21 protein-coding genes are annotated in these 19,614 nt (G+C 66.1%); 6 read left to right on the top strand and 15 right to left on the bottom strand.

All coding sequences use genetic code 11. The features are described from left to right. Genes J0H39_24625 through J0H39_24660 form a run of 8 tightly spaced genes read right to left on the bottom strand, consistent with a single transcriptional unit; the run spans position 1 to position 6,253 of the window. The gene (locus J0H39_24625; protein ID MBN9499947.1) at positions 1–1,242 is read right to left on the bottom strand and encodes a Zn-dependent hydrolase; all 1,242 of its coding nucleotides are present in this window, start codon (positions 1,240–1,242) and stop codon (positions 1–3) included. 50 nt (positions 1,243–1,292) lie between these two features. Next, positions 1,293–1,919, bottom strand: a complete 627-nt coding sequence (gene ureG, locus J0H39_24630) for an urease accessory protein UreG (GenBank protein MBN9499948.1) — start codon at positions 1,917–1,919, stop codon at positions 1,293–1,295. Continuing rightward, complete coding sequence (locus J0H39_24635; GenBank protein MBN9499949.1) at positions 1,916–2,572, bottom strand: urease accessory protein UreF; 657 nt, start codon at positions 2,570–2,572, stop codon at positions 1,916–1,918. The genes ureG and J0H39_24635 overlap by 4 nt, the downstream gene beginning before the upstream one ends. Further along, the gene (locus J0H39_24640; protein MBN9499950.1) at positions 2,562–2,996 is read right to left on the bottom strand and encodes a Urease accessory protein UreE; all 435 of its coding nucleotides are present in this window, start codon (positions 2,994–2,996) and stop codon (positions 2,562–2,564) included. The genes J0H39_24635 and J0H39_24640 overlap by 11 nt, the downstream gene beginning before the upstream one ends. A 1-nt stretch (position 2,997) precedes the next feature. Further along, positions 2,998–4,707, bottom strand: a complete 1,710-nt coding sequence (ureC, locus tag J0H39_24645) for an urease subunit alpha (GenBank protein MBN9499951.1) — start codon at positions 4,705–4,707, stop codon at positions 2,998–3,000. Position 4,708: 1 nt separating this feature from the next. After that, positions 4,709–5,053, bottom strand: a complete 345-nt coding sequence (locus J0H39_24650; protein ID MBN9499952.1) for an urease subunit beta — start codon at positions 5,051–5,053, stop codon at positions 4,709–4,711. Between the two features lie 11 nt (positions 5,054–5,064). Then, positions 5,065–5,367 carry an urease subunit gamma gene (locus J0H39_24655; GenBank protein MBN9499953.1) on the bottom strand — a complete coding sequence of 101 codons (303 nt, stop codon included), beginning with the start codon at positions 5,365–5,367 and terminating at the stop codon, positions 5,065–5,067. 28 nt (positions 5,368–5,395) lie between these two features. Next, positions 5,396–6,253 (bottom strand): urease accessory protein UreD, encoded by an 858-nt coding sequence (locus J0H39_24660; GenBank protein ID MBN9499954.1) that lies wholly within the window; start codon positions 6,251–6,253, stop codon positions 5,396–5,398. A gap of 38 nt (positions 6,254–6,291) precedes the next feature. Here J0H39_24660 and J0H39_24665 point away from each other — a divergent pair, with 38 nt between their 5' ends. Then, on the top strand, positions 6,292–7,062 hold the full coding sequence (locus tag J0H39_24665) for an SDR family oxidoreductase (protein MBN9499955.1): 771 nt from the start codon (positions 6,292–6,294) through the stop codon (positions 7,060–7,062). 12 nt (positions 7,063–7,074) lie between these two features. On the opposite strand, the gene J0H39_24670 is transcribed toward J0H39_24665, so the two are convergent. The 7 genes from J0H39_24670 to J0H39_24700 form a co-directional block, all read right to left on the bottom strand. Further along, complete coding sequence (locus tag J0H39_24670) at positions 7,075–7,581, bottom strand: GNAT family N-acetyltransferase (protein ID MBN9499956.1); 507 nt, start codon at positions 7,579–7,581, stop codon at positions 7,075–7,077. Between the two features lie 12 nt (positions 7,582–7,593). Then, on the bottom strand, positions 7,594–8,037 hold the full coding sequence (locus tag J0H39_24675) for a polymer-forming cytoskeletal protein (GenBank protein MBN9499957.1): 444 nt from the start codon (positions 8,035–8,037) through the stop codon (positions 7,594–7,596). Continuing rightward, complete coding sequence (locus J0H39_24680; GenBank protein ID MBN9499958.1) at positions 8,018–9,331, bottom strand: peptidoglycan DD-metalloendopeptidase family protein; 1,314 nt, start codon at positions 9,329–9,331, stop codon at positions 8,018–8,020. The genes J0H39_24675 and J0H39_24680 overlap by 20 nt, the downstream gene beginning before the upstream one ends. A 243-nt stretch (positions 9,332–9,574) precedes the next feature. Next, a complete protein-coding gene (locus tag J0H39_24685) occupies positions 9,575–10,381 on the bottom strand; it encodes an ABC transporter permease subunit (protein MBN9499959.1) in 807 nt (268 codons plus the stop codon). A 5-nt stretch (positions 10,382–10,386) separates the two neighbouring features. Then, the gene (locus J0H39_24690; GenBank protein MBN9499960.1) at positions 10,387–11,238 is read right to left on the bottom strand and encodes an ABC transporter permease; all 852 of its coding nucleotides are present in this window, start codon (positions 11,236–11,238) and stop codon (positions 10,387–10,389) included. Then, on the bottom strand, positions 11,235–12,185 hold the full coding sequence (locus tag J0H39_24695) for an ABC transporter ATP-binding protein (GenBank protein MBN9499961.1): 951 nt from the start codon (positions 12,183–12,185) through the stop codon (positions 11,235–11,237). Before J0H39_24695 ends, J0H39_24690 begins: the two co-directional genes overlap by 4 nt. 7 nt (positions 12,186–12,192) lie before the next feature. Beyond that, positions 12,193–13,296, bottom strand: a complete 1,104-nt coding sequence (locus J0H39_24700) for a polyamine ABC transporter substrate-binding protein (GenBank protein ID MBN9499962.1) — start codon at positions 13,294–13,296, stop codon at positions 12,193–12,195. Positions 13,297–13,469: 173 nt separating this feature from the next. On the opposite strand from J0H39_24700, the gene atzF reads away from it, so the two are divergent. From atzF to J0H39_24725, 5 genes are read left to right on the top strand one after another with little or no spacing between them, the layout of a single operon-like run. Further along, on the top strand, positions 13,470–15,260 hold the full coding sequence (gene atzF, locus J0H39_24705; GenBank protein MBN9499963.1) for an allophanate hydrolase: 1,791 nt from the start codon (positions 13,470–13,472) through the stop codon (positions 15,258–15,260). Next, positions 15,257–16,447, top strand: a complete 1,191-nt coding sequence (locus J0H39_24710) for an amidase (protein MBN9499964.1) — start codon at positions 15,257–15,259, stop codon at positions 16,445–16,447. Before atzF ends, J0H39_24710 begins: the two co-directional genes overlap by 4 nt. Further along, a complete protein-coding gene (gene puuE, locus J0H39_24715) occupies positions 16,440–17,381 on the top strand; it encodes an allantoinase PuuE (protein MBN9499965.1) in 942 nt (313 codons plus the stop codon). The genes J0H39_24710 and puuE overlap by 8 nt, the downstream gene beginning before the upstream one ends. A gap of 21 nt (positions 17,382–17,402) precedes the next feature. Continuing rightward, positions 17,403–18,038, top strand: a complete 636-nt coding sequence (locus tag J0H39_24720; protein ID MBN9499966.1) for an NAAT family transporter — start codon at positions 17,403–17,405, stop codon at positions 18,036–18,038. 15 nt (positions 18,039–18,053) lie between these two features. Continuing rightward, complete coding sequence (locus J0H39_24725) at positions 18,054–19,613, top strand: gamma-glutamyltransferase (GenBank protein ID MBN9499967.1); 1,560 nt, start codon at positions 18,054–18,056, stop codon at positions 19,611–19,613. The last annotated feature ends 1 nt before the right edge of the window (position 19,614 follow it).

The following is a 19,614-nucleotide window of genomic DNA, read 5'->3' on the forward strand; positions in this document are numbered from 1 at the left end:
TTACTCGTTCGCGAGCGCTTCGAGCGACGCGACCAGCACGCGCGCCCCGGCCGCGAGATCGGACGGCGTGGCCGCTTCCGCTTCGTTGTGGCTGATGCCGCGCTCGCACGGCACGAAGATCATGCCCGCGGGGCAGAAGGGTGCGACATGCATCGCGTCGTGCCCGGCGCCCGAAGGCATGTCCATGTTCGGTAAGCCCAGCGCGGTGGCCTTGTCGCGCACCAGATCGACGATGCGCTTGTCGAACACCGTCGGCGCCACGTCGGTGATGCGCTGCACGGCCACGCCGCACGGGCCCACGGCCGCTTTCGCCACCGCTTCGATGCCCGAACCCAAACGCGCGAGTACGGCCGCATCCGGATGGCGGAAGTCGATCGTGAAATGCACATGGCCCGGCACGGTGTTGGGCGAGCCCGGGCGGCATTCGAAACGGCCGACGGTGAAGCGCACGATGTCGGCCGGGTCGTGCATGTGGCGCTCCAGCGCCGAGACGATGGCGACGGCGCTTTTCAGCGCGTCCTTGCGCACGCGCAAAGGCGTGGTGCCCGCATGGGCTTCCTCGCCGACGATATCCAGCGTGTAGCGCTGCGAACCTTGAATGCCCGTCACGACGCCAATCGTCTTGGCGCCCGCTTCCAAGCGCGGCCCCTGTTCGATATGCGCTTCGATATAGGCGTGGAAATTCCGGTCGAACCCGTCGATCTGGCGCACCGGCGCTTCGGCCAGCGTCTTGGCGAGCGCATCGCGCAGCACCACGCCGTCGCGGTCGGTCACGCCCAACATCTTTTCGAGATCGTCGTGCCCCGACCAGACGGACGAGCCCATCGCGCCGGGCTGGAAACGGCTGCCTTCCTCGTTCATCCAGGCGACGACCTGGACCGGGCGCTTGGTGCGGATACCCGCGTCGTCGAGCGCTTCCAGCGCTTCGAAACCGGCGAGCACGCCGTAGATGCCGTCGTATTTGCCGCCGGTGGGCTGGCTGTCCATGTGGGAGCCGGTGACGACCGGCGCGGCGTCGTTCTCCGTGCCCGCCCGGCGGATATAGAGATTGCCGATCGGATCGCCGAACAGATCGTAGCCGCGCGCCTGCGCCCAGCCGCCGATCAAGCGGCGCGCGGCAGCGTCCTCCGCCGACAGCGCCTGACGGTTCACCCCGCCCTTGGACAGGCCGCCCAGCTTGGCCATGTCGACATGGCGTTGCCACAGGCGGGTTTCGTCGATACGGGATGCGGCGTCGGACATTCGGGGGCTCCTATCTCAAGCCGTTCCTTTGCGGCATTCCGCGCGGGTTTTCAAGCCGCGCGCGCGGGCAGGCCGCCGGCCTTGGCGATGAAATCGACGATCTCGGTCACACCCTTCCCGGCGCGGATATTGGTGAAATAGAAGGGCCGGGTTCCCCGCATCTTCTTGGCGTCGCGGTCCATCACCTCGAGCGACGCGCCCACATAAGGCGCCAGATCGATCTTGTTGATGACCAGCAAATCCGAGCGCGTGATGCCCGGCCCGCCCTTGCGCGGGATTTTGTCGCCCGCTGACACGTCGATCACGTAGATCGTGAGGTCCGCAAGTTCGGGCGAGAAGGTGGCCGCGAGATTGTCGCCGCCGCTTTCGACGAACAGAAGTTCGAGGCCGGGGAATTTGCGCGTCATCTCCGCGACCGCCGCGAGATTGGCGGACGCATCCTCGCGGATCGCCGTATGCGGGCAGCCGCCGGTTTCCACGCCCGCGATCCGGTCGGGATCGAGCGCGCCGGAGCGCGTCAGGAACAGCGCGTCTTCCTTCGTGTAGATGTCGTTGGTGATCGCGGCGACGTCCCAACGCTGGCGCATCGTCTTGCACAGCGCGTCGACCAACGCCGTCTTGCCCGACCCCACCGGCCCGCCGATCCCGACGCGCAAAGGTCCCGTGTGTTTGTTCATGATCTGAATAACCGTGTGTATTGGGTTTCGTGGCGGAAGGAGAGTATGTCGAGCGCGGATGCGGCCGAGCCCGCATCGTCGAGGTCGCGATCCAACGCCGCATCGCGCGCGGCTTCGATCGCGTCTTCGAGCCCCGAGATCGCCGCAAGCCCGTCGCTCTGCCCCAGCGGAATGGCGCGCACGGCGGCCGAGACCATATTCGCGGCGAAGGCGTGAAGATAGGCGCCGAGCGCCTCCGGCAACGGAATGCCGGCTTGCGCGGCGGCACGCGCGACGGCAACGGGATAGATTTGCGGATCGCCGTCGAAACCCGGCCACGCCTTGGCGACGGCGGAGGCGAAGCTCGTCCCCTGCTGCGTGGCTTCCAAGGCGAGTTCCCCTGTCCCGCGCATCGCGGCGGCGCGTTGCGCGATGTCGGCGAAAGCTTGCGTATCTTCGGCCAATGTCGCGCGCCACGCATGGACGAAGAACACTGCATCGGCGCGCGCCGGCCCATATTCTAGCAAATCGCTTATCCACGCGATCAGATCGGCCGCCCCGGTCACGCGCTTGTCCTCGATCGCGGCTTCCAGCCCATGGCTATAGGCGAAGGCGCCGACGGGAAACGCCGGCGACAGCCACGCGATCAGCCGCAACAAAGCGTCAGTGCGCATGATAGGCGCCATGCTCGGGCGCGAAGCTTTCATTCGCGCGGAAGACTTTGGCGCCGAGACCGTTCAGCATCGCCTCGATCACATGGTCGTAGGCGATGCGCAAACGCCCGTCGTCGAGCACTTGCACCGCGAGATGGCGGTTGCCGAGATGCCAGGCGAGCTTCGCCGTGTGTGCTGCATCGCGCCCCGCGATATCGAGAACGTCTTCCGCCGCCGCCCGCACTTCGACGAACTTGCCGTCGTCCAACGCCAGCCCGTCGCCTTCGTGCAGATGGGTCGCGTGGACGAGATCGAGCAAGAATTCCCCGCCCGCATCGTCCACCAGCAACTGGCGGCGCAGATGGCGCTTGTCATGCGCCAGCGTGACCGACCCCGCTTTCAAGCCGCGATCCCAATCCTGTTCGACCGCCAAAGCCCGGCGCATGTCAGAACAGGAAATAGCGCTGGGCGAGCGGCAACACGTCGGCCGGTTCGCAGACCAGCGCCTTGCCGTCGGCGCGCACTTCGTAGGTCTCGGGATCGACCTCCATTTTCGGCAGCGCGTTGTTGAGGACCATATCCTTCTTGCCGATCTTGCGGATGCCCTTCACCGGCAGCACGGCGCGGTCGAGCTTGAGCTTCTTCGCGATGCCGTCCTTGTAGGCGGCTTGCGACACGAAGGTGAGGCACGACGACGCCAGCGCGCGGCCGAACGCGCCGAACATCGGGCGGTAATGCACGGGCTGCGGCGTGGGGATCGAGGCGTTGGGATCGCCCATCGGGGCCGCCGCGATCTGCCCGCATTTCAAGATCATCTCGGGCTTGGCGCCGAAAAACGCCGGCTGCCAAATCACGAGATCGGCGTATTTGCCCTTCTCGATCGAGCCGACATACTTGGCGATGCCCTGCGCCAACGCGGGATTGATCGTGTATTTCGCCACATAGCGCTTGACGCGGAAATTGTCGTTCTCGCCCTTCTCCTCCGGCAGGCGCCCGCGCTGGACCTTCATCTTATGCGCGGTCTGCCACGTGCGGGTGATCGTCTCGCCGATGCGGCCCATCGCTTGGCTGTCGGAGCTCATCATCGAGATGGCGCCCATATCGTGCAGGATATCCTCGGCCGCGATCGTCTCGCGCCTTATGCGGCTTTCGGCGAAGGCCACGTCTTCCGGAATGCGCCCATCGAGGTGATGGCACACCATCAACATGTCGAGATGCTCGTCGATCGTGTTGCGCGTGAACGGCCGCGTCGGATTGGTCGAGGACGGCAACACGTTGGGCAGGCCGCAGACCTTGACGATGTCGGGCGCGTGGCCGCCGCCCGCCCCTTCCGTGTGGAAGGAGTGGATGTTGCGGCCCTTGAACGCGGCGATCGTATCTTCGACGAAGCCACTTTCGTTCAGCGTATCGGTGTGGATCGCGACTTGAATGTCGTATTTCTCCGCGACCGACAGGCAAACGTCGATGGCGCTGGGCGTCGTGCCCCAATCTTCGTGCAGCTTCAGCGCACATGCGCCCGCCTTGATCATCTCGACCAGCGGGGCCTGCGCCGAGGCGTTGCCCTTGCCGAAGAACCCCAAATTGATTGGCAAGCCTTCGGCGGCTTCGAGCATGCGGTGCATGTGCCACGGACCCGGCGTGCAGGTCGTGGCCGACGTGCCCGCCGCCGGTCCCGTACCGCCGCCCATCATCGTGGTGATGCCCGAATAGAGCGCGTCGTCGACCTGCTGCGGGCAAATGAAATGGATATGCGAGTCGATGCCGCCGGCGGTAACGATGCGCCCCTCGCCCGCGATCACTTCGGTACCGGGACCGACGATGATATCGACACCCGGCTGAACATCGGGATTACCGGCCTTGCCCAGCGCGGCGATCTTGCCGTCCTTGATGCCGATGTCGCATTTGACGATGCCCCACCAATCGAGCACCAGCGCGTTGGTGATGACGGTATCGACCGCGCCGCCCGCGCGCGTCACCTGGCTTTGGCCCATGCCGTCGCGAATGACCTTGCCGCCGCCGAATTTCACTTCCTCGCCGTAAACGGTCAGGTCCTTCTCGACCTCGATGAACAATTCGGTATCGGCCAAGCGCACGCGATCGCCCGTGGTGGGCCCGTACATGCCGGCATAGGAGGAACGGGGAATACGATAGCTCATGTCACTTCCCCTTTTTCTTCGCGGGCTTGGGCGCCGAGGGTTTCAGCTTGCCGTTCACTTCGGCGCGGAAGCCGAACACTTTGCGCGCACCGGCATAGGCGACGAGCGTCACGCGCCGCGTCTGCCCCGGCTCGAAGCGCACGGCCGTGCCGGCGGGAATGTTCAGCCGCGCGCCATAGGCTTTGTCGCGCGGGAAGGACAGCGCCGGATTGGTTTCGTAGAAATGATAATGCGAGCCGACCTGGATCGGCCGGTCGCCGGTATTGGCGACGTCGATCTCCACCGTCTTGCGGCCGGCGTTGAGTTCGATCTCGCCTTCGCGCAGCAGGAATTCGCCCGGTTTCATGTCGGCGCCCCTCAGCGGATCGGGTTGTGGACGGTCACGAGCTTCGTGCCGTCGGGGAAGGTCGCTTCGACCTGGATGTCGTGAATCATCTCGGCGATGCCGTCCATCACCTGCGCGCGGGTGATGACCTTGGCGCCGTCGCGCATCAGATCGGCGACCGAGCGGCCGTCGCGCGCGCCCTCGACCACGAAATCGGTGACGAGGGCGATCGCCTCGGGATGATTGAGCTTCACGCCCCGTTCGAGACGGCGGCGCGCGACATTCGCGGCCATCGCGATCAGCAATTTGTCTTTCTCACGCGGTGTCAGATTCATGGCGGACTCTCCCGAACCGGTCCCAGCATCAAACGTGCCACAAACGGGGCAATTGCCCCGGCAAATTCCAGATTTTGGAGCGTAGCGCACACCACGCCCGCGCGTAATCGCGCCGCAGCCTGGCGGGCTCGGAATCGAGCAGGCGCGCGACCATCAATCCCGCGACCACGCCTGCCCCGGCCTCCGGTGCGGCTTCCAAGGCTTCGCGGGCGATGTCGCGGGCCGCTTCGGGGTCCGGGCAGGCGCAAACCAGCGTCGCCGAAGCCCGCGCCCCATTGAACAGAGCGGGCCGCGCGAGGATTTCGTCGTCCAGCCGATCGAGGATCAGCGCGTCATCCCACAGGCGCTTGCCATCGCGGCGGATCGACCAGCGGTCGCGCAGCGCGCCGTTGGTCATGGTCTCGCCGCGCGCGCGCCGGCCGAACACGACGATCTCGCCCGCCAGCAAATCGCTATCGGCGGCGAGATCGATTGCCATTTTCCGGTCGAGCTTGGCGCCGTCGAACAGGATCGTGTCCTGCGACAGCCATTCGAGCCGCGCCCCCGCGCCCACGTTCAGCGCGTTATGCACGCGCGCATAGGGGCCCCAGGCGCGATAGATCTTCTCCGCCGATTGCGCGGTCACGAGGGCGGCGGCTTGGGTGCCGATATCGACCTCGATCGTCAGCGAATCCCCGCCGACGATCCCGCCGCCGGTATTCACCAGTACGGCGACCGGCTGTTTTTCGGCGAGCGGATCGGGAAACAGGATTTTCAGCGGATCGCGCTGTTCGAGGTCGGACAAGCGCACCACGCCGTCCTTGGCGTCGTAGACATAGGCGACGCGCGCCCGGCCTGTGACGGCTGGTCGCACCAGGCCGCGAACGATATCGCCTTCCCCGAGCATGGCCGATACTCTAGCGGGCAAATACGGCGGGGGGAAACATGACCGAAGGGGCATTGCGCGTTTTAGTGACCGCGGGGGCGGCCGGGATCGGCCTTGCGATCGCGCGGGAATTCGCAGGCGCGGGCGCGCGCGTCGCCATCTGCGACGTGGATGCCGCGGCACTCGCCGCCTTCCACGCCGAAATGCCGGGACATCTGGCCTATGCGTGCGACGTGTCGGACGAGGACCAAGTCGCCGACCTGTTCGCCGACGCCGTGCCCGAGTTGGGCCGGCTCGACGTGCTGGTGAACAACGCCGGGATTGCGGGGCCGACGGCTCGCGTCGAGGAAATGGCGCTCGACGATTGGCGTAAAACCCTCGCGGTCAACCTGGACGGTCAGTTCCTGTGCGCGCGCGCCGCGATCCCGCATTTGCGCGCGGCCGGCGGCGGCGCGATCATCAACCTGTCTTCGGCGGCCGGGAAATTCGGTTTCCCGCGCCGAGCACCCTATGCCGCCAGCAAATGGGGCGTCGTCGGCTTCACCAAAAGTCTGGCGATGGAACTCGGGCCCGACGATATCCGCGTCAACGCGATCCTGCCCGGCGCGGTCGACGGGCCGCGCATCCAGCGCGTCATCGCCGCGAAGGCGCAGGCGACCGGCGTTTCGATCGACGAAATGACCGCGCGCTATACGGCGCAAGCCTCGCTCGGCCGGCTGATCGATCCCGCGGATATCGCGCGCATGGCCGTGTTCCTCGCCGGGCCCGGCGGGCGGAACATCTCGGGCCAGGCTTTGTCGGTCGACGGCGATACCCAAAGCTTGATCTGAACGGGGTCTGATTTAAGCGGGATCCCAGCCGAAGCCGATTTCGGCGAGCACGGCGGTTCCGGCGGGCACGTTACGGCGCGCGATCTCGACGGCACCCGTCTTGCGATAGAAATCCTGCGCGCCCGTATTCACGGCGAGCGCCCAGGCCATCAAGCGACGCCCGCCGCGCGCGCGGACCCAGTCGCGCCCTTGGGCAAGCATCGCCGCACCGATCCCGCGCCGCTGGACGTGGCGCAGCAGATAGAGGCTGCGGATTTCGTGATCCCACCCGGCGGGCGCTTCCGTGGCGGGCATAAACAGGCCGAGGGCCGCGAGCGCGCCGCTATCGTCGGGCGCCACAAGGGCGAAATACGGCCCGTCGCCGCCCGCCAGAATCGACGTCCACATGCGCGCGCGGAATTCGACGCGCTCGGGTGCGAGCAGCGCGTCGGGCACATGACCGGCATAGGTCTGCCGCCACGCCTCGACATGCACGCGCGCGAGATCGGCGATATCGGCGGCCGTCGCTTGCCTAATCAAGCCTTGGGCGGATCACTTCTTGTTGTTGACGATATCGACGACCAAGGCGAGCGGCGAATCCCGATCGACCTGCAAGCCGTCGTCCTGGCGCTGGATATGGCCGTCGACCTGGGCTTCGGATTCGACCGTCAGCGTTTCGTAGCGGATATCGCCCACGACCCGCGCCGTGCGGCCCAGTTCGACCGCCTTCGCCTTGATCGGCCCGAACACTTTGCCGAGCACGCGGATGCGCTCGGCCGAAATCTCGCCGCGCACTTCGCCGGTCGCGCCGATGGTCAACGTGTGCGTTTTGACGGTGCCTTCGATGCGGCCGTCGAGCTGGATGTCGCCGTCGCAATTCACGTCGCCCTTCACCGCGAAACCGGCGGCGATGATCGACGGAATCGACGGGCCTTGCGGCTTGGCCGCCGGGGCGCGGCTCGTTTCGACGGGCGCTCTATTCGATTTTCCGAACATTGCGGATAGCCTCCACATAACGGGCGGGATCGACGGTACGGCCGTCGACGATGACTTCGTAATGGACATGCGGGCCGGTGCTGCGGCCGGTGGAGCCGAGCAACCCAACGGTCTGCTGGCGTTCGACGCGCTGGCCCACGCGCACGTCGATCCGCGTGAGATGGCCGTAACGCGTGGCGATGCCGAAATCGTGCTGGATTTCGACCAGATTGCCGTATTCGCCGCTCCAGCTGGCGATGGTGACGCGGCCGGGGGCCGTCGCCATCACGGGCGTGCGCATCGGCGCGGACATGTCTAGGCCCGAATGCATGGCGAGCTGGCCGTTGAACGGATCGCGGCGCACGCCGAAGGGGCTCATCACGCCGTAATCGCGCAGCGGCGCGCCGAAGGGCAAACGGCGCAAGGCCGAACGCATATCGCGCAGGCGTTCGAGATCGGCACCCAGCGAGGCGAGTTGAAGACTGGCGGGGGCGAGCCCGTCGGCGGCGGGCGCGTTCGCGGCCGGCGGCGAGAACGGACCGCCCGCACTCGATCCGCGATTGGCGAGAACGCGTTCGGGCGTGAGGCCGGTCGAGCGCAACACGCGCACGATTTCGTCGATCTGCACGCGCGTGCGCCCGCCGAGTTCGACGAGTGTTGCGTCCTGTGCGCGCGCCGCGTCGCGCTCGCCCGCGCGCAGGCGGGCAAGATCGGTGTTGGCCGCGCGCATTTCCAGCGCCAGACGCTGATCTTCGACCGCCAGGCGCCCGCGCTCGGCCAGCGCTTCGACGCGCAAACGTTCGACCGACGCGGCGCGCTCGGGCGCACCCTCGCCGCGCGCCACGGGGCGCGTCTCGATCTGGCGGAGCTTGTCGAGCAAGCCTTCATGCGTCGTCTGCGCGCGCTCGCGCTCGCTCTCGGCCGAGGCCAGACGCTGCTCGACGTCGCGCATGCGCTCGATCAATTCATTGCGCTGTTCCATCAGCGAGGCGACGGCTTCCGCCGCTTCCGCCCGGCCGCGATCGGCCGCGCGCGTCAGCGCTTCGGCCAATTCCTCCATCCGCGCGCGATGGTCGTCCTGCAACCGCGCGACATCGTTGGCGCGTTGCTCGATCTCGACCAGGGCTTGACGATAGGCATGCGCGCCGATGCCCGCGACGAGGGCGGCCCCCAGCAGCAGCGACGCCGCGAAGCGCTGCGCGATCGGCGAAACGGTCAGCAACCGGACGCGGCCATCCGCGCGCACCAGAACCTCGCGCGGGCGAAACGCCCATGCGTCGATCCTGACGATCCAGTTCCCGAACCCCTTAACCATAAATCCCCGTTCGAGGAATTCGCCTTGTGGAAAACAGTCCGGGAAAGGCCTCTCGAAACCCTTCCGGACGTGGCGATTCGTCGCGAAATCGAGGCCGGATGATGCCGATTCAATCCGACGTGTTCAAGCACGCCGACACCGAAAAAATCGCGGAAAATAAGGGCACAACGTGACTTTCGAGACGCAGCCCAACGCGTTGATTCTAAGCGATTCGCGAAACGCGAATTTGCGATCTGTGGATAACTAAGTGGATAAACCGCGACGCTGTGCGCCACGTCGCGCCGAAACATAGGCAAGCAGTCCGATCGAAATCACCAACACGGTCGCCAGCGCGTTGATCTGCGGCGACAAACCCAACCTGACGCTGGAGTAAACGAGCATCGGCAACGTCGTTGCGCCCGGCCCCGCGACGAAACTCGCGATCACCAGATCGTCGAGCGACAACGTGAATGCGAGAAGCCAACCGGAAGCGATCGCGGGTGCGAGCATCGGCACGGTCACGCGCAGGAACGCGCGCAGCGGATTGGCGCCGAGATCGAGGGCCGCCTCCTCCATCGCCGGGTCGAGGCCGCGCAACCGCGCTTCGACGATCAACGCGACGAACGCCGTGCCGTAAGTCGCGTGCGCCAATGCCACGACCAAGAAGCCGCGCTCGGCGGGCCAGCCGATCCAGCGTTCCAACGCGGAGAAGCTCATCAGCATCGACAGGCCGAGGATCACTTCCGGCAAGACCATGGGAACCAAAAGCAACAACGCGAACAGCGGACGCAACGCGAAGCCACCCAGGCGCGCAAGCGCATAGCCCGCGAGCGTCCCGAATACGCCGGCGATCGTCGCGGCGAATGCGGCGATGCCCAAGCTCAAGCCCGCCGCTTCGATCATGCGTTCGTTGCGCAGCAACTCCGCGTACCAGCGCGTCGAGAACCCGGCCCAAACGGTGACGAGGCGGCTGTCGTTGAAGCTGAACAGGATCAGCAGCAGGATCGGCAGATACAAAAACACGAAACCCGCCGCCAGCGCGGTCGGCAGCCACGACAAGCCGCGCCGCATCCCGCTCATCGCGTCGTCGCCCGCAAGCGATCGGCGATCACGATGGGCAGCGCCAAGGCGGCCGCCAGCAGCGTGGCGATCGCGCAAGCGACCGGCCAATCGCGGTTCTGGAAAAATTCGAGCCACATCACGCGCCCGATCATCGGCGTATCGGGCCCGCCGAGCAGATCGGGGATCACGAATTCGCCGGTTGCGGGAATGAACACCAGCAAGCATCCGGCGGCCACGCCCGGCAGCGACAACGGAAACGTCACGCGCCAAAACGCGCGCGACGGTGTGGCACCCAAATCATGCGCGGCCTCGACCAGCGAGCTTTCGATCCGCTCCAGCGTCGAATAGAGCGGCAGGACCATGAAGGGCAGATAGGCATAGACAATGCCTAAATGAACCGCGAATTCGTTGGCGATCAACTCCAACGGCTCGGACGCCAGTCCCACGCTTTGCAGGGCGGAATTGATGAGGCCCGTCGGGCGCAGCAACGCCATCCACGCGTAGACGCGGATCAGGAACGACGTCCAGAACGGCAGAATGACGAGAAACAGCAGAAAACCGCGCTTATTTTCGGGTGCCCGCGCGATCGCGTAGGCCATGGGATAGCCGATCAGCAGGCAGATCGCGGTCGATGTCGCCGCAATCCGCGCGGCGTTGACGAAGGCGCCTATATATAAGGTGTCGGAGAACACCAGCGCATAATTGGACAACGTCAATGACCACTCGAAAGGCGGGGCGCCTTGCGTGGACTCGCCCAAGCTCACCGCGAACACCAAAGCGAGCGGGGCCGCAACCGTCAAACCAAGCCATAGAAAGACCGGCGCCACGAAACCGGTACGCGCGCGCGCGGCCCAGGCGGCGTTCATCGCGCGATGACCGAACCGGCGTTTTCCGCCCAGCCGAACGCGATCTCCGCGCCGTTCGCGGGGATGGGCGCATCGCCCGCCGCACTCGCGGTCAGCGTGCCGAACGACGTGTCGAGGAATACGAGGCGCCGTTCGCCAAGATATTGGCATTCGCGCACCCGGCCTCTATGCGGGCCTTGGAACAACGATAGTTTTTCGGGGCGCAAGGCGAGCCACCCGCCTTCCGGACGCGCGATCAGATTCACGCGGCCGACGAACTCGGCGACGAATTTGCTCGCCGGGCGCTCATAAAGCTCGGTCGGCGTGGCGATCTGGACGATCTTGCCCTTCTCCATCACGCCCACGCGGTCGGAGATCGCCATCGCTTCGTCTTGGTCGTGGGTCACGAACACGAAGGCGATGCCCAGGCGCGCCTGCAATTCGACGAGTTCGAGGCGCGTTTCCTCGCGCAGCTTGCGATCGAGCGCCGACAACGGTTCGTCGAGCAGCAACACGCGCGGATGGCGGGCCAATGCGCGCGCGATCGCCACGCGCTGACGCTGACCGCCGGAAAGCTGCGACGGTTTGCGCTTGGCGAATTCGCCGAGCTTCACCAATGCGAGCATTTCCGCGACACGCGCGTCGCGCTCGGCGTCGGACATTTCCAGCGTTTCGAGGCCGAATCGCACATTGCGCGCGACGTCGAGATGCGGGAACAGCGCGTAGCTTTGGAACACCGTATTGACGGGCCGCGCCCAGGGCGGCGCCTGGGTCACGTCCTGGCCGTCGAGTTCGATCGTGCCCGCATCGGGCGCTTCGAACCCGCCGATCAGGCGCAGCAAGGTCGTCTTGCCGCAGCCCGACGGCCCGAGCAGGCAGAAAATCTCGCCCTCGCCGATCTCCAGATCGACGCCGTCGACGGCCGCGGGGCCGCCGAACGACTTCGCCACGCCCGTAAGACGGATCATCGCGCGATCAGCGGCCCGATGTGACGCGGCTCCAGGCGCGCGTGCGCGCGCGCTCGTAATCGCGCGCCGCCGGCGTGATCGTGTAAAGGCGGGCGCGCACTTCGTCGGGCATGAACACCGTGGGGTCGGAGCGCATCGGCTCCGGCACCAGCGGGCGCGCGGCCGTCACCGGCGTGGGATAACCGACGAAATCGGCGTTCATCGCGGCGATTTCCGGGCGCAGCATGAAATCGATGAAGCGATGCGCGGCGTCGACGTTGCGCGCATCGGCCGGGATCGCCCAAACGTCGTGCGTGAACAGCGAGCCTTCCTGCGGGATCGCGTATTCGACGCGCACGCCCGCACGCTTGGCTTCGACCGCGCGCGCGGCGGCCTGCTTGATATCGCCCGAATAGCCAAACACGACGCAAGCGTCGCCGTTGGCGAGATCGTTGATGTATTCGGACGAATGCCATTTGCGCACGAAGGGCCGGATGCGCATCAGCATCTCGGTCGCCTTGTTGAGGTCTTCGATCGATTTGGAATCGGGATCGAGGCCCAAATAGCGCAACGCCGCCGGGAACACGTCGGTCGGCGAGTCCAGCACGACGATGCCGCAGGCACGGAAACGCTGCGCGATTTCGGGATCGAAGATCATACGCAGCGAATAGACGGGCGCATCGGCCATCACGCGGCCCACGCGTTCGGCGTTGTAACCGATGCCGGTCGTCGAGGAGAGGTGCGGCACCACGAACTTATTGCCGGGGTCGGCCAGCGCCACATTCGCCAGCACGCGCGCATCGACACCCGCGAGATTGGGAATCTTCGACTTGTCGAGTTCGCGATAGAGCTTGGCCGGAATTTGCAGCGCCACGAAGGGCGAGGCCGACGGCACGACCAGATCGTAGCCCGAGCGGCCCGCGCGCAGCTTGGCGTCCAGCGTTTCGTTCGAATCGTAGGTGTCGTAGCGCACGCGGATGCCGGTTTCGGCGGTGAACTTTTTCAACGCGTCGGGCGCGATGTAGTCGTTCCAGTTATAGACGTTCAGCGTGCCCTGGGCGGCAACCGGGGCGGCCGCGACGAGGCCGAGAAAAACGGCCGCAATTCGGGCGATTTGAATCGTCAAGCGCATCGTTGCGACTCCCTGTTTATGGCGCGTTCGATAGAGCCTTTCCGGCCCGTTCTTGTCAATCTTGCGAAGGGGTTTATCCCGCCGGCCGAAAAACCGGCACGGTTTTGGCTAACACCCGAACTTCCCACGCCCGGCGCCCAAAGCCGGGCACCCATGCTACCGTCAAGGAACCGATGACCGACTCCCTCGATTTCGCCGCTTTGCGCGCGGCCTATGCCAAGGGCGCCTCGCCCGCGGATACCGTGGCCGCAATCTACGACCGCATCGCCGCGCGCGGCGTCGATCCGACCTGGCTGCATGTCGTACCGCGCGCGGAAAGCCTTGCCGCCGCCAAGGCGCTCACCGACAAGCCGCGCGATCTGCCGCTTTGGGGCGTGCCCTTCGCGATCAAGGACAATATCGACCTCGCGGGCGCCACCACCACGGCCGCCTGCCCGGCCTTCGCCTACACGGCCGAGAAATCGGCTTTCGTCGTCGAGAAACTGGTCGCCGCCGGCGCCATCCCGATCGGCAAAACCAATCTCGACCAATTCGCCACCGGCCTGGTCGGCGTGCGCTCGCCCTATGGCGTGCCGGAGAACACGTTCGACAAACGCTACGTGCCCGGCGGCTCGTCCTCGGGCTCTGCCGTGTCGGTCGCCGCCGGCCTCGTGTCGTTTTCGCTCGGCACGGACACGGCCGGATCGGGCCGCGTGCCCGCCGGGTTCAACAATATCGTCGGCCTGAAGCCGACCAAGGGGCTGCTCAGCACCACCGGCTTGGTGCCCGCGTGCCGGTCGCTGGACGTGATCTCGATCTTCGCGCTGACGGTCGCCGACGCGCTGGACGCCACGCGCGTCGCCGCCGGGTTCGACGCGGCCGATCCCTATTCGCGACGCATGGCGGGCACGCTCGACCGGCGCGCGGCACCGAAAAATTTCCGCTTCGGCGTGCCCAAGGCGCCGCTGCTCGAATTCTTCGGCGACGAGCGCGCGGCGAAGATCTACGCCGACGCGCTGCGCCGCTTGGAAAAATTGGGCGGGACGCGCGTCGAGTTCGACTATGCGCCGTTCAAGGCGACGGCCGATCTGCTTTACGACGGCCCGTGGGTCGCCGAGCGTTACGCCGCGATCGAAAAACTGATGCGCGAAAATCCCGACGCGCTGTTCCCGACCACGCGCGCGGTGATTTCCAACGCGTCGAAATACGACGCGGTCGCGACGTTCCGCGCGCTCTACAAGCTCGAAGAATTGCGCCGCGCGGCGGCGGGCGTGTGGAACGATGTCGATGTGCTGGCTTTGCCGACGTCGGGCTCGATCTTCACGCTGGAACAGTTGAAGGCGGAGCCCGTCCTGCGCAACACGCAGCTCGGCTACTACACCAATTTCGTGAACCTGCTCGATCTCTCCGGCCTCGCCATCCCGGCCGGGATGCGCGACGACGGCTTGCCCTCGGGCCTGACGCTGATCGGCCCGGCCTGGGCGGATGCCTCGCTCGCCGCGCTGGGCGAAGCGTTCCACCGCGATACCGGTTTGCCGTTGGGCGCCACCAAGCAACCGCAGCCAGTCGCCCCACCCGCCCCCGCGATTTCGGAGCGTATTGAAATCGCCGTCGTGGGCGCGCATCTCTCCGGCATGGCGTTGCACGGGCAATTGACGGAGCGCAACGCCAAGCTGGTCCGCGCCGGAAAAACGTCGGCGAAGTATCGCCTATTCGCGCTTGCCGGGCAGACGCCGCCCAAACCGGGCTTGAAACGCGGCGAGAACGGCGCTTCGATTGAAATCGAGATCTGGTCGCTCGCCCCCGACGCGTTTGGTACTTTCGTGGCATTGGTGCCGCCGCCGATGGCGATCGGCACGATCGAGCTCGACGACGGAAGCTGGGTGAAGGGTTTCGTGTGCGAACCCGCCGGGTTCGAGGGTGCGACCGACATCACGCATTTGGGCGGCTGGCGCAGTTACATCGCGCGCGGAATGAAGGCATGAATCTGAACGCTTACACACGTTACGAACGCGTCTATATCCAAGGCAATCCGGAAGGCGGACCGTTGCGCGGCCTCGTCTTCGCGGCGAAGGATTTGTTCGACGTCGCCGGCAAGCGCACGGGTGCAGGCAATCCCACCTGGCTGCAAACCCATAATCTGGCGACGGCGACGGCCCCGGCGATCGAAAAGCTGCTCCACGCGGGCGCCACGCTCAGCGGCAAGACGCAGACGATCGAACTCGCCTTCGGCATTTCCGGCCACAACATCCATTACGGCATGCCGCTGAACCCCGCCGCCCCCGATCGCGTGCCGGGCGGCTCGTCTTCGGGTTCGGCGTCGGCGGTCGCGGGCCGCGCCTGCGATTTCGCGCTGGGCACCGACACCGGCGGTTCGGTGCGCGTGCCCGCCAGCTATTGCGGGATTTTCGGCATGCGCCCGACGCACGGCCGGATTTCGACCGAAGGTGTGGTGCCGCTCGCACCGTCTTACGACACGGTCGGCTGGTTCGCGCGCGAGGCGGAACTGCTCGAACGCGTCGGCCGCGTGTTGCTCGACGAAACCGAACCGCCGCCCGAGCCCAATCGCCTGCTGATCGCGGCGGACGCGCAGCGCCTGTGCGATCCCGACGTGACGCAGGCCGTACTCCCATGGATCGGCCGCGCGCGCTCGTTCTTCGAATATGTCTACGACGTCGAAGTCGGCGGTGCGGCCCTCGCCGACTGGACCGCGTGCTATCGCGTGTTGTCAGGCCGCGAAGCCTGGGCCGCGCACGGCGAATGGATCGAGACCGTGAAGCCGAAATTCGGCGCGGATGTCGCGGCCCGCTTCGCCTATGCCAAGACCGTGACGGAGGCGGATTTCGCCAAGGCGCTGCCGATGCGCGAAGCGGCGATCAAGCGCCTGGATGAGTTGCTGCTGCCGGGCACGATCCTGTGCATGCCGACGGCCCCGGTGCCGCCGCCCTTGCGCGATGCCGACGACGCCACGCTCGAACGCGTGCGCATGCGCACCTTCCAATTCACCTGCATCGCGGGGCTTTGCGGCTTGCCGCAGATCAGCGTGCCCGCCGGCTTCGCGGGCGACGCGCCCGTCGGCATTTCGTTCATCGGAGCGCGCGGCTCGGATGCCATGCTGCTCAATTTCGTCCGTATTCTGACGTCTCCCGCCGAGGAACAAAGCAATGGCTAAGGTCCAGCCGAAGAACAAGCCGACGAAAGCGCCCGCCTATCCCCGCGATTTGATCGGCTATGGCCGCAACCCGCCGCACGCGCAGTGGCCCAACCGCGCGAAGATCGCGGTGTCGTTCGTGGTGAACTACGAAGAAGGCGGCGAGCGGTCGATCCTGCACGGCGACAAGGAAAGCGAATCCTATCTGCAGGAAGTCGTCGGCCTGATTCCGCGCCAGAAGAAGCGCGACGAAAGCACGGAGAGCGTCTACGAATACGGCAGCCGCGCCGGGTTCTGGCGCATCCTGCGCGAATTCGAAAAGCGCAAAATGCCGTTCACGTCCTGGGCCGTGGGCATGGCGCTGTTGCGCCATCCCGATGCCGGCCGCGCGATGGCCGAAGGCGGCCACGAAGTCGCGAGCCATGGCTGGCGCTGGTACGATTACCAGAACATGCCGATCGCCGAAGAGCGCAAACATTTCAAACTCGCCATCGACGCGATCGAGAAGACGACGGGGACCAAGCCCGTGGGTTGGTACACCGGCCGCTTCTCGCCCAACACGCTGAAACTCGCGTCCGAATTCGGCATGCTGCATGCGGGCGACGCCTATAACGACGACCTGCCCTATTGGACCGTGCCCGACAAAAAGCCGCTGCTGATGGTCCCCTACACGCTGGACGTCAACGACATGAAGTTCGGCACGGCGCAGGGCTTCAACACCGGCGACGATTGGTTCGCCTATGCGCGCGACGCGTTCGACACGCTTTACGCCGAAGGCGACGAAACGCCGAAGATGATGTCGATCGGCCTGCATCTGCGCCTGATCGGCCGGCCGGGCCGTTTCCGCGCCCTTCAGCGCTTCATGGACCATATCGAGAAGCACGATCGGGTTTGGGTTGCGCGCCGCAAGGATATCGCGCATCACTGGGTCAAGACGCATCCCTATAAGGAGTAGCGTCGCGACCGGGGAGGACGCGTGGGAAATTTCGCCGATTATTCGCGTTTCGTCGTCACGCTGCTGGCGATTTTGACGCCCTTCGCGGCGATCCCGGTCTTCCTCGCGCTGACCGAAGGCCAGCGCCGGGGCTTTCGTGCGCGCACCGCCAATCTCGCGGCGACGACCGTCTTCTGCGTGCTGATCGTTTCCGCCTTCACCGGCGACGTGCTGTTGCGCGTGCTGGGGACGAGCCTCGACGCGTTCCGCGTGGGCGGCGGGATCGTGCTGTTCTTGATGAGCCTGTCGATGCTGAACGCGCAGCTTTCACCCGTGCAGCATTCGCAGGAGGAAGCGGACGAAGCCGGGCAAAAGTCGGCGCTGGGTGTGGTGCCCATCGGCATGCCGCTGCTGGTCGGACCCGGTGCGATCTCCTCCACCATCATCGAGATGAAGCGCAGCCCCGAATGGGCGCATGCCATCGCCATCGTCGCCTGTATCGCCATCGCCTGCGTCGCGGTCTGGGCCGCGTTGCGGCTGGCCGAGCCGATCGGCGCCAAACTCGGGCGCATCGGCCTCAACATCCTCAACCGCATTTTCGGGCTGCTGCTGGCGGCGATCGCGGTCCAGATCGTCACTGCCGGGCTGCTCGGCCTGTTCCCGGCGCTAGCCGGCTAGGTTAAGCTCGTTGCCATGATCCGCCTTCCGCCCTATTCGACCCAGAATTTCACCATCCGCAAACCGATGACCGGGACCGCCGTCGGCGGCATCGTGTCCGGCCAAGCCAAAGCCGCCATGGAAGTCGGCGCCGCCGTGCTCGACGAAGGCGGCAACGCGATCGACGCGGCGGTCGCCGCGGGCTTCGCGCTCGCGGCCGTCGAGCCGTGGAACTCCGGCCTTGGCGGGATCGGCTTTCTGCTTTATCGCGCCGCCGATACCGGCAAGACCGTCGCGATCGATTTCGGGCCGCAAGCGCCCGCCAAGCTCGACCCCGCGCATTTCCCGCTGACGGGGCGCACCGCCGGCGACCTGTTCGGCTGGCCGGAAGTCGAAGGCAATCGCAACGTCCACGGGCCGCTCTCCTTCGCCATTCCGGGCCAGGTCGACGGGCTTGGCCTCGCCCATGCCACCTTCGGGACGATGGATTGGGCGATGCTGCTGGAACGCGCCGCGCGCCTGGCCGATCGCGGTTTGCCGATCGATTATTGGACGACGCTGAAGATCGCCTCGGCCGCGAGCGAGCTCGCGCTCTATCCCTCGTCGCGCGCGACTTATATGCCGGGCGGCCTGCCGCCCGTGCCCGATTACGGCAAGGTCACGAAGTACCTGCCCAACGAGCGTCTGGCGCTGACGATCCGCCGCCTGCAATTGAAGGGTGCCCGCGATTTCTACGACGGCGCGCTGGCGTCGGACATCGCTTACGACGTGCAAGAAGTCGGCGGCGTGATGAATCGCGAAGATCTGGCCGGTTATCGCGCCAAGATCGTCGAGCCGACGCGCGTTTCCTATCGTGGTGCTTTGGTCGAGACCGCCCCGATCGGTACGGCGGGCCCGACGCTCGCGCGGGTGCTGGAACTTCTCGGGCCCCATGTCTTCCGCCATTACGGCCCGGATGCCGCCAGCTTCGTCGCCTATGCCGACGCGTTGCGCACCGCCTATGCCGAGCGGCTCGCCGAACCGGCGGCGCCAACCAGCACCACGCATCTCAACGTCGTCGATCGCCACGGCAATATGGTGGCGCTGACGCAGACGCTGCTATCGACCTACGGAAGCCGCTTGGTCCTGCCCGCGACCGGCATTCTGATGAATAATGGCGTGATGTGGTTTGACCCGCGCCCCGGTCGCGCGAATTCGATCGCGCCGGGCAAGCGGCCGCTGACCAATATGTGCCCGACCATTGTGTCGCGCGACGGCAAGGGCTGGTTCACGCTCGGCGCCTCCGGCGGGCGGCGCATCCTGCCCTCGGTCGCGCAGGTGTTGAGCTTCCTGGTCGATCACAACATGGATCTCGACCGCGCCTTCCATCATCCGCGCATCGACGTGTCCGGCGGGCCGGAGATCGACTACGACCCCGCGCTGCCGGTCGATGTGCGCGCGGCCCTCACGCAACGTTTCCAGGCGAACGCGCTGGAAGCCGCCGTGTTCCCGTCGAACTACGCTTGCCCGTCGGCGGTAATGATCGATCCGCAGACCGGCGGACGTACCGGCCTTGCCGACGTGATGAGCCCGTGGTCGGCTGCGATTTCCACATAAA

The sequence above is a fragment of the Alphaproteobacteria bacterium genome, from assembly GCA_017308135.1.
Taxonomy (GTDB): domain Bacteria; phylum Pseudomonadota; class Alphaproteobacteria; order CACIAM-22H2; family CACIAM-22H2; genus Tagaea.

Excerpts from the sequence above, each read along its gene's own strand:
- J0H39_24625 (MBN9499947.1), bottom strand. The coding sequence starts at position 1,242 with ATGTCCGACGCCGCATCCCGTATCGACGAAACCCGCCTGTGGCAACGC.
- ureG (MBN9499948.1), bottom strand. The coding sequence starts at position 1,919 with ATGAACAAACACACGGGACCTTTGCGCGTCGGGATCGGCGGGCCGGTG.
- J0H39_24635 (MBN9499949.1), bottom strand. The coding sequence starts at position 2,572 with ATGCGCACTGACGCTTTGTTGCGGCTGATCGCGTGGCTGTCGCCGGCG.
- J0H39_24640 (MBN9499950.1), bottom strand. The coding sequence starts at position 2,996 with ATGCGCCGGGCTTTGGCGGTCGAACAGGATTGGGATCGCGGCTTGAAA.
- ureC (MBN9499951.1), bottom strand. The coding sequence starts at position 4,707 with ATGAGCTATCGTATTCCCCGTTCCTCCTATGCCGGCATGTACGGGCCC.
- J0H39_24650 (MBN9499952.1), bottom strand. The coding sequence starts at position 5,053 with ATGAAACCGGGCGAATTCCTGCTGCGCGAAGGCGAGATCGAACTCAAC.
- J0H39_24655 (MBN9499953.1), bottom strand. The coding sequence starts at position 5,367 with ATGAATCTGACACCGCGTGAGAAAGACAAATTGCTGATCGCGATGGCC.
- J0H39_24660 (MBN9499954.1), bottom strand. The coding sequence starts at position 6,253 with ATGCTCGGGGAAGGCGATATCGTTCGCGGCCTGGTGCGACCAGCCGTC.
- J0H39_24665 (MBN9499955.1), top strand. The coding sequence starts at position 6,292 with ATGACCGAAGGGGCATTGCGCGTTTTAGTGACCGCGGGGGCGGCCGGG.
- J0H39_24675 (MBN9499957.1), bottom strand. The coding sequence starts at position 8,037 with ATGTTCGGAAAATCGAATAGAGCGCCCGTCGAAACGAGCCGCGCCCCG.
- J0H39_24680 (MBN9499958.1), bottom strand. The coding sequence starts at position 9,331 with ATGGTTAAGGGGTTCGGGAACTGGATCGTCAGGATCGACGCATGGGCG.
- J0H39_24685 (MBN9499959.1), bottom strand. The coding sequence starts at position 10,381 with ATGCGGCGCGGCTTGTCGTGGCTGCCGACCGCGCTGGCGGCGGGTTTC.
- J0H39_24690 (MBN9499960.1), bottom strand. The coding sequence starts at position 11,238 with ATGAACGCCGCCTGGGCCGCGCGCGCGCGTACCGGTTTCGTGGCGCCG.
- J0H39_24695 (MBN9499961.1), bottom strand. The coding sequence starts at position 12,185 with ATGATCCGTCTTACGGGCGTGGCGAAGTCGTTCGGCGGCCCCGCGGCC.
- J0H39_24700 (MBN9499962.1), bottom strand. The coding sequence starts at position 13,296 with ATGCGCTTGACGATTCAAATCGCCCGAATTGCGGCCGTTTTTCTCGGC.
- atzF (MBN9499963.1), top strand. The coding sequence starts at position 13,470 with ATGACCGACTCCCTCGATTTCGCCGCTTTGCGCGCGGCCTATGCCAAG.
- J0H39_24710 (MBN9499964.1), top strand. The coding sequence starts at position 15,257 with ATGAATCTGAACGCTTACACACGTTACGAACGCGTCTATATCCAAGGC.
- puuE (MBN9499965.1), top strand. The coding sequence starts at position 16,440 with ATGGCTAAGGTCCAGCCGAAGAACAAGCCGACGAAAGCGCCCGCCTAT.
- J0H39_24725 (MBN9499967.1), top strand. The coding sequence starts at position 18,054 with ATGATCCGCCTTCCGCCCTATTCGACCCAGAATTTCACCATCCGCAAA.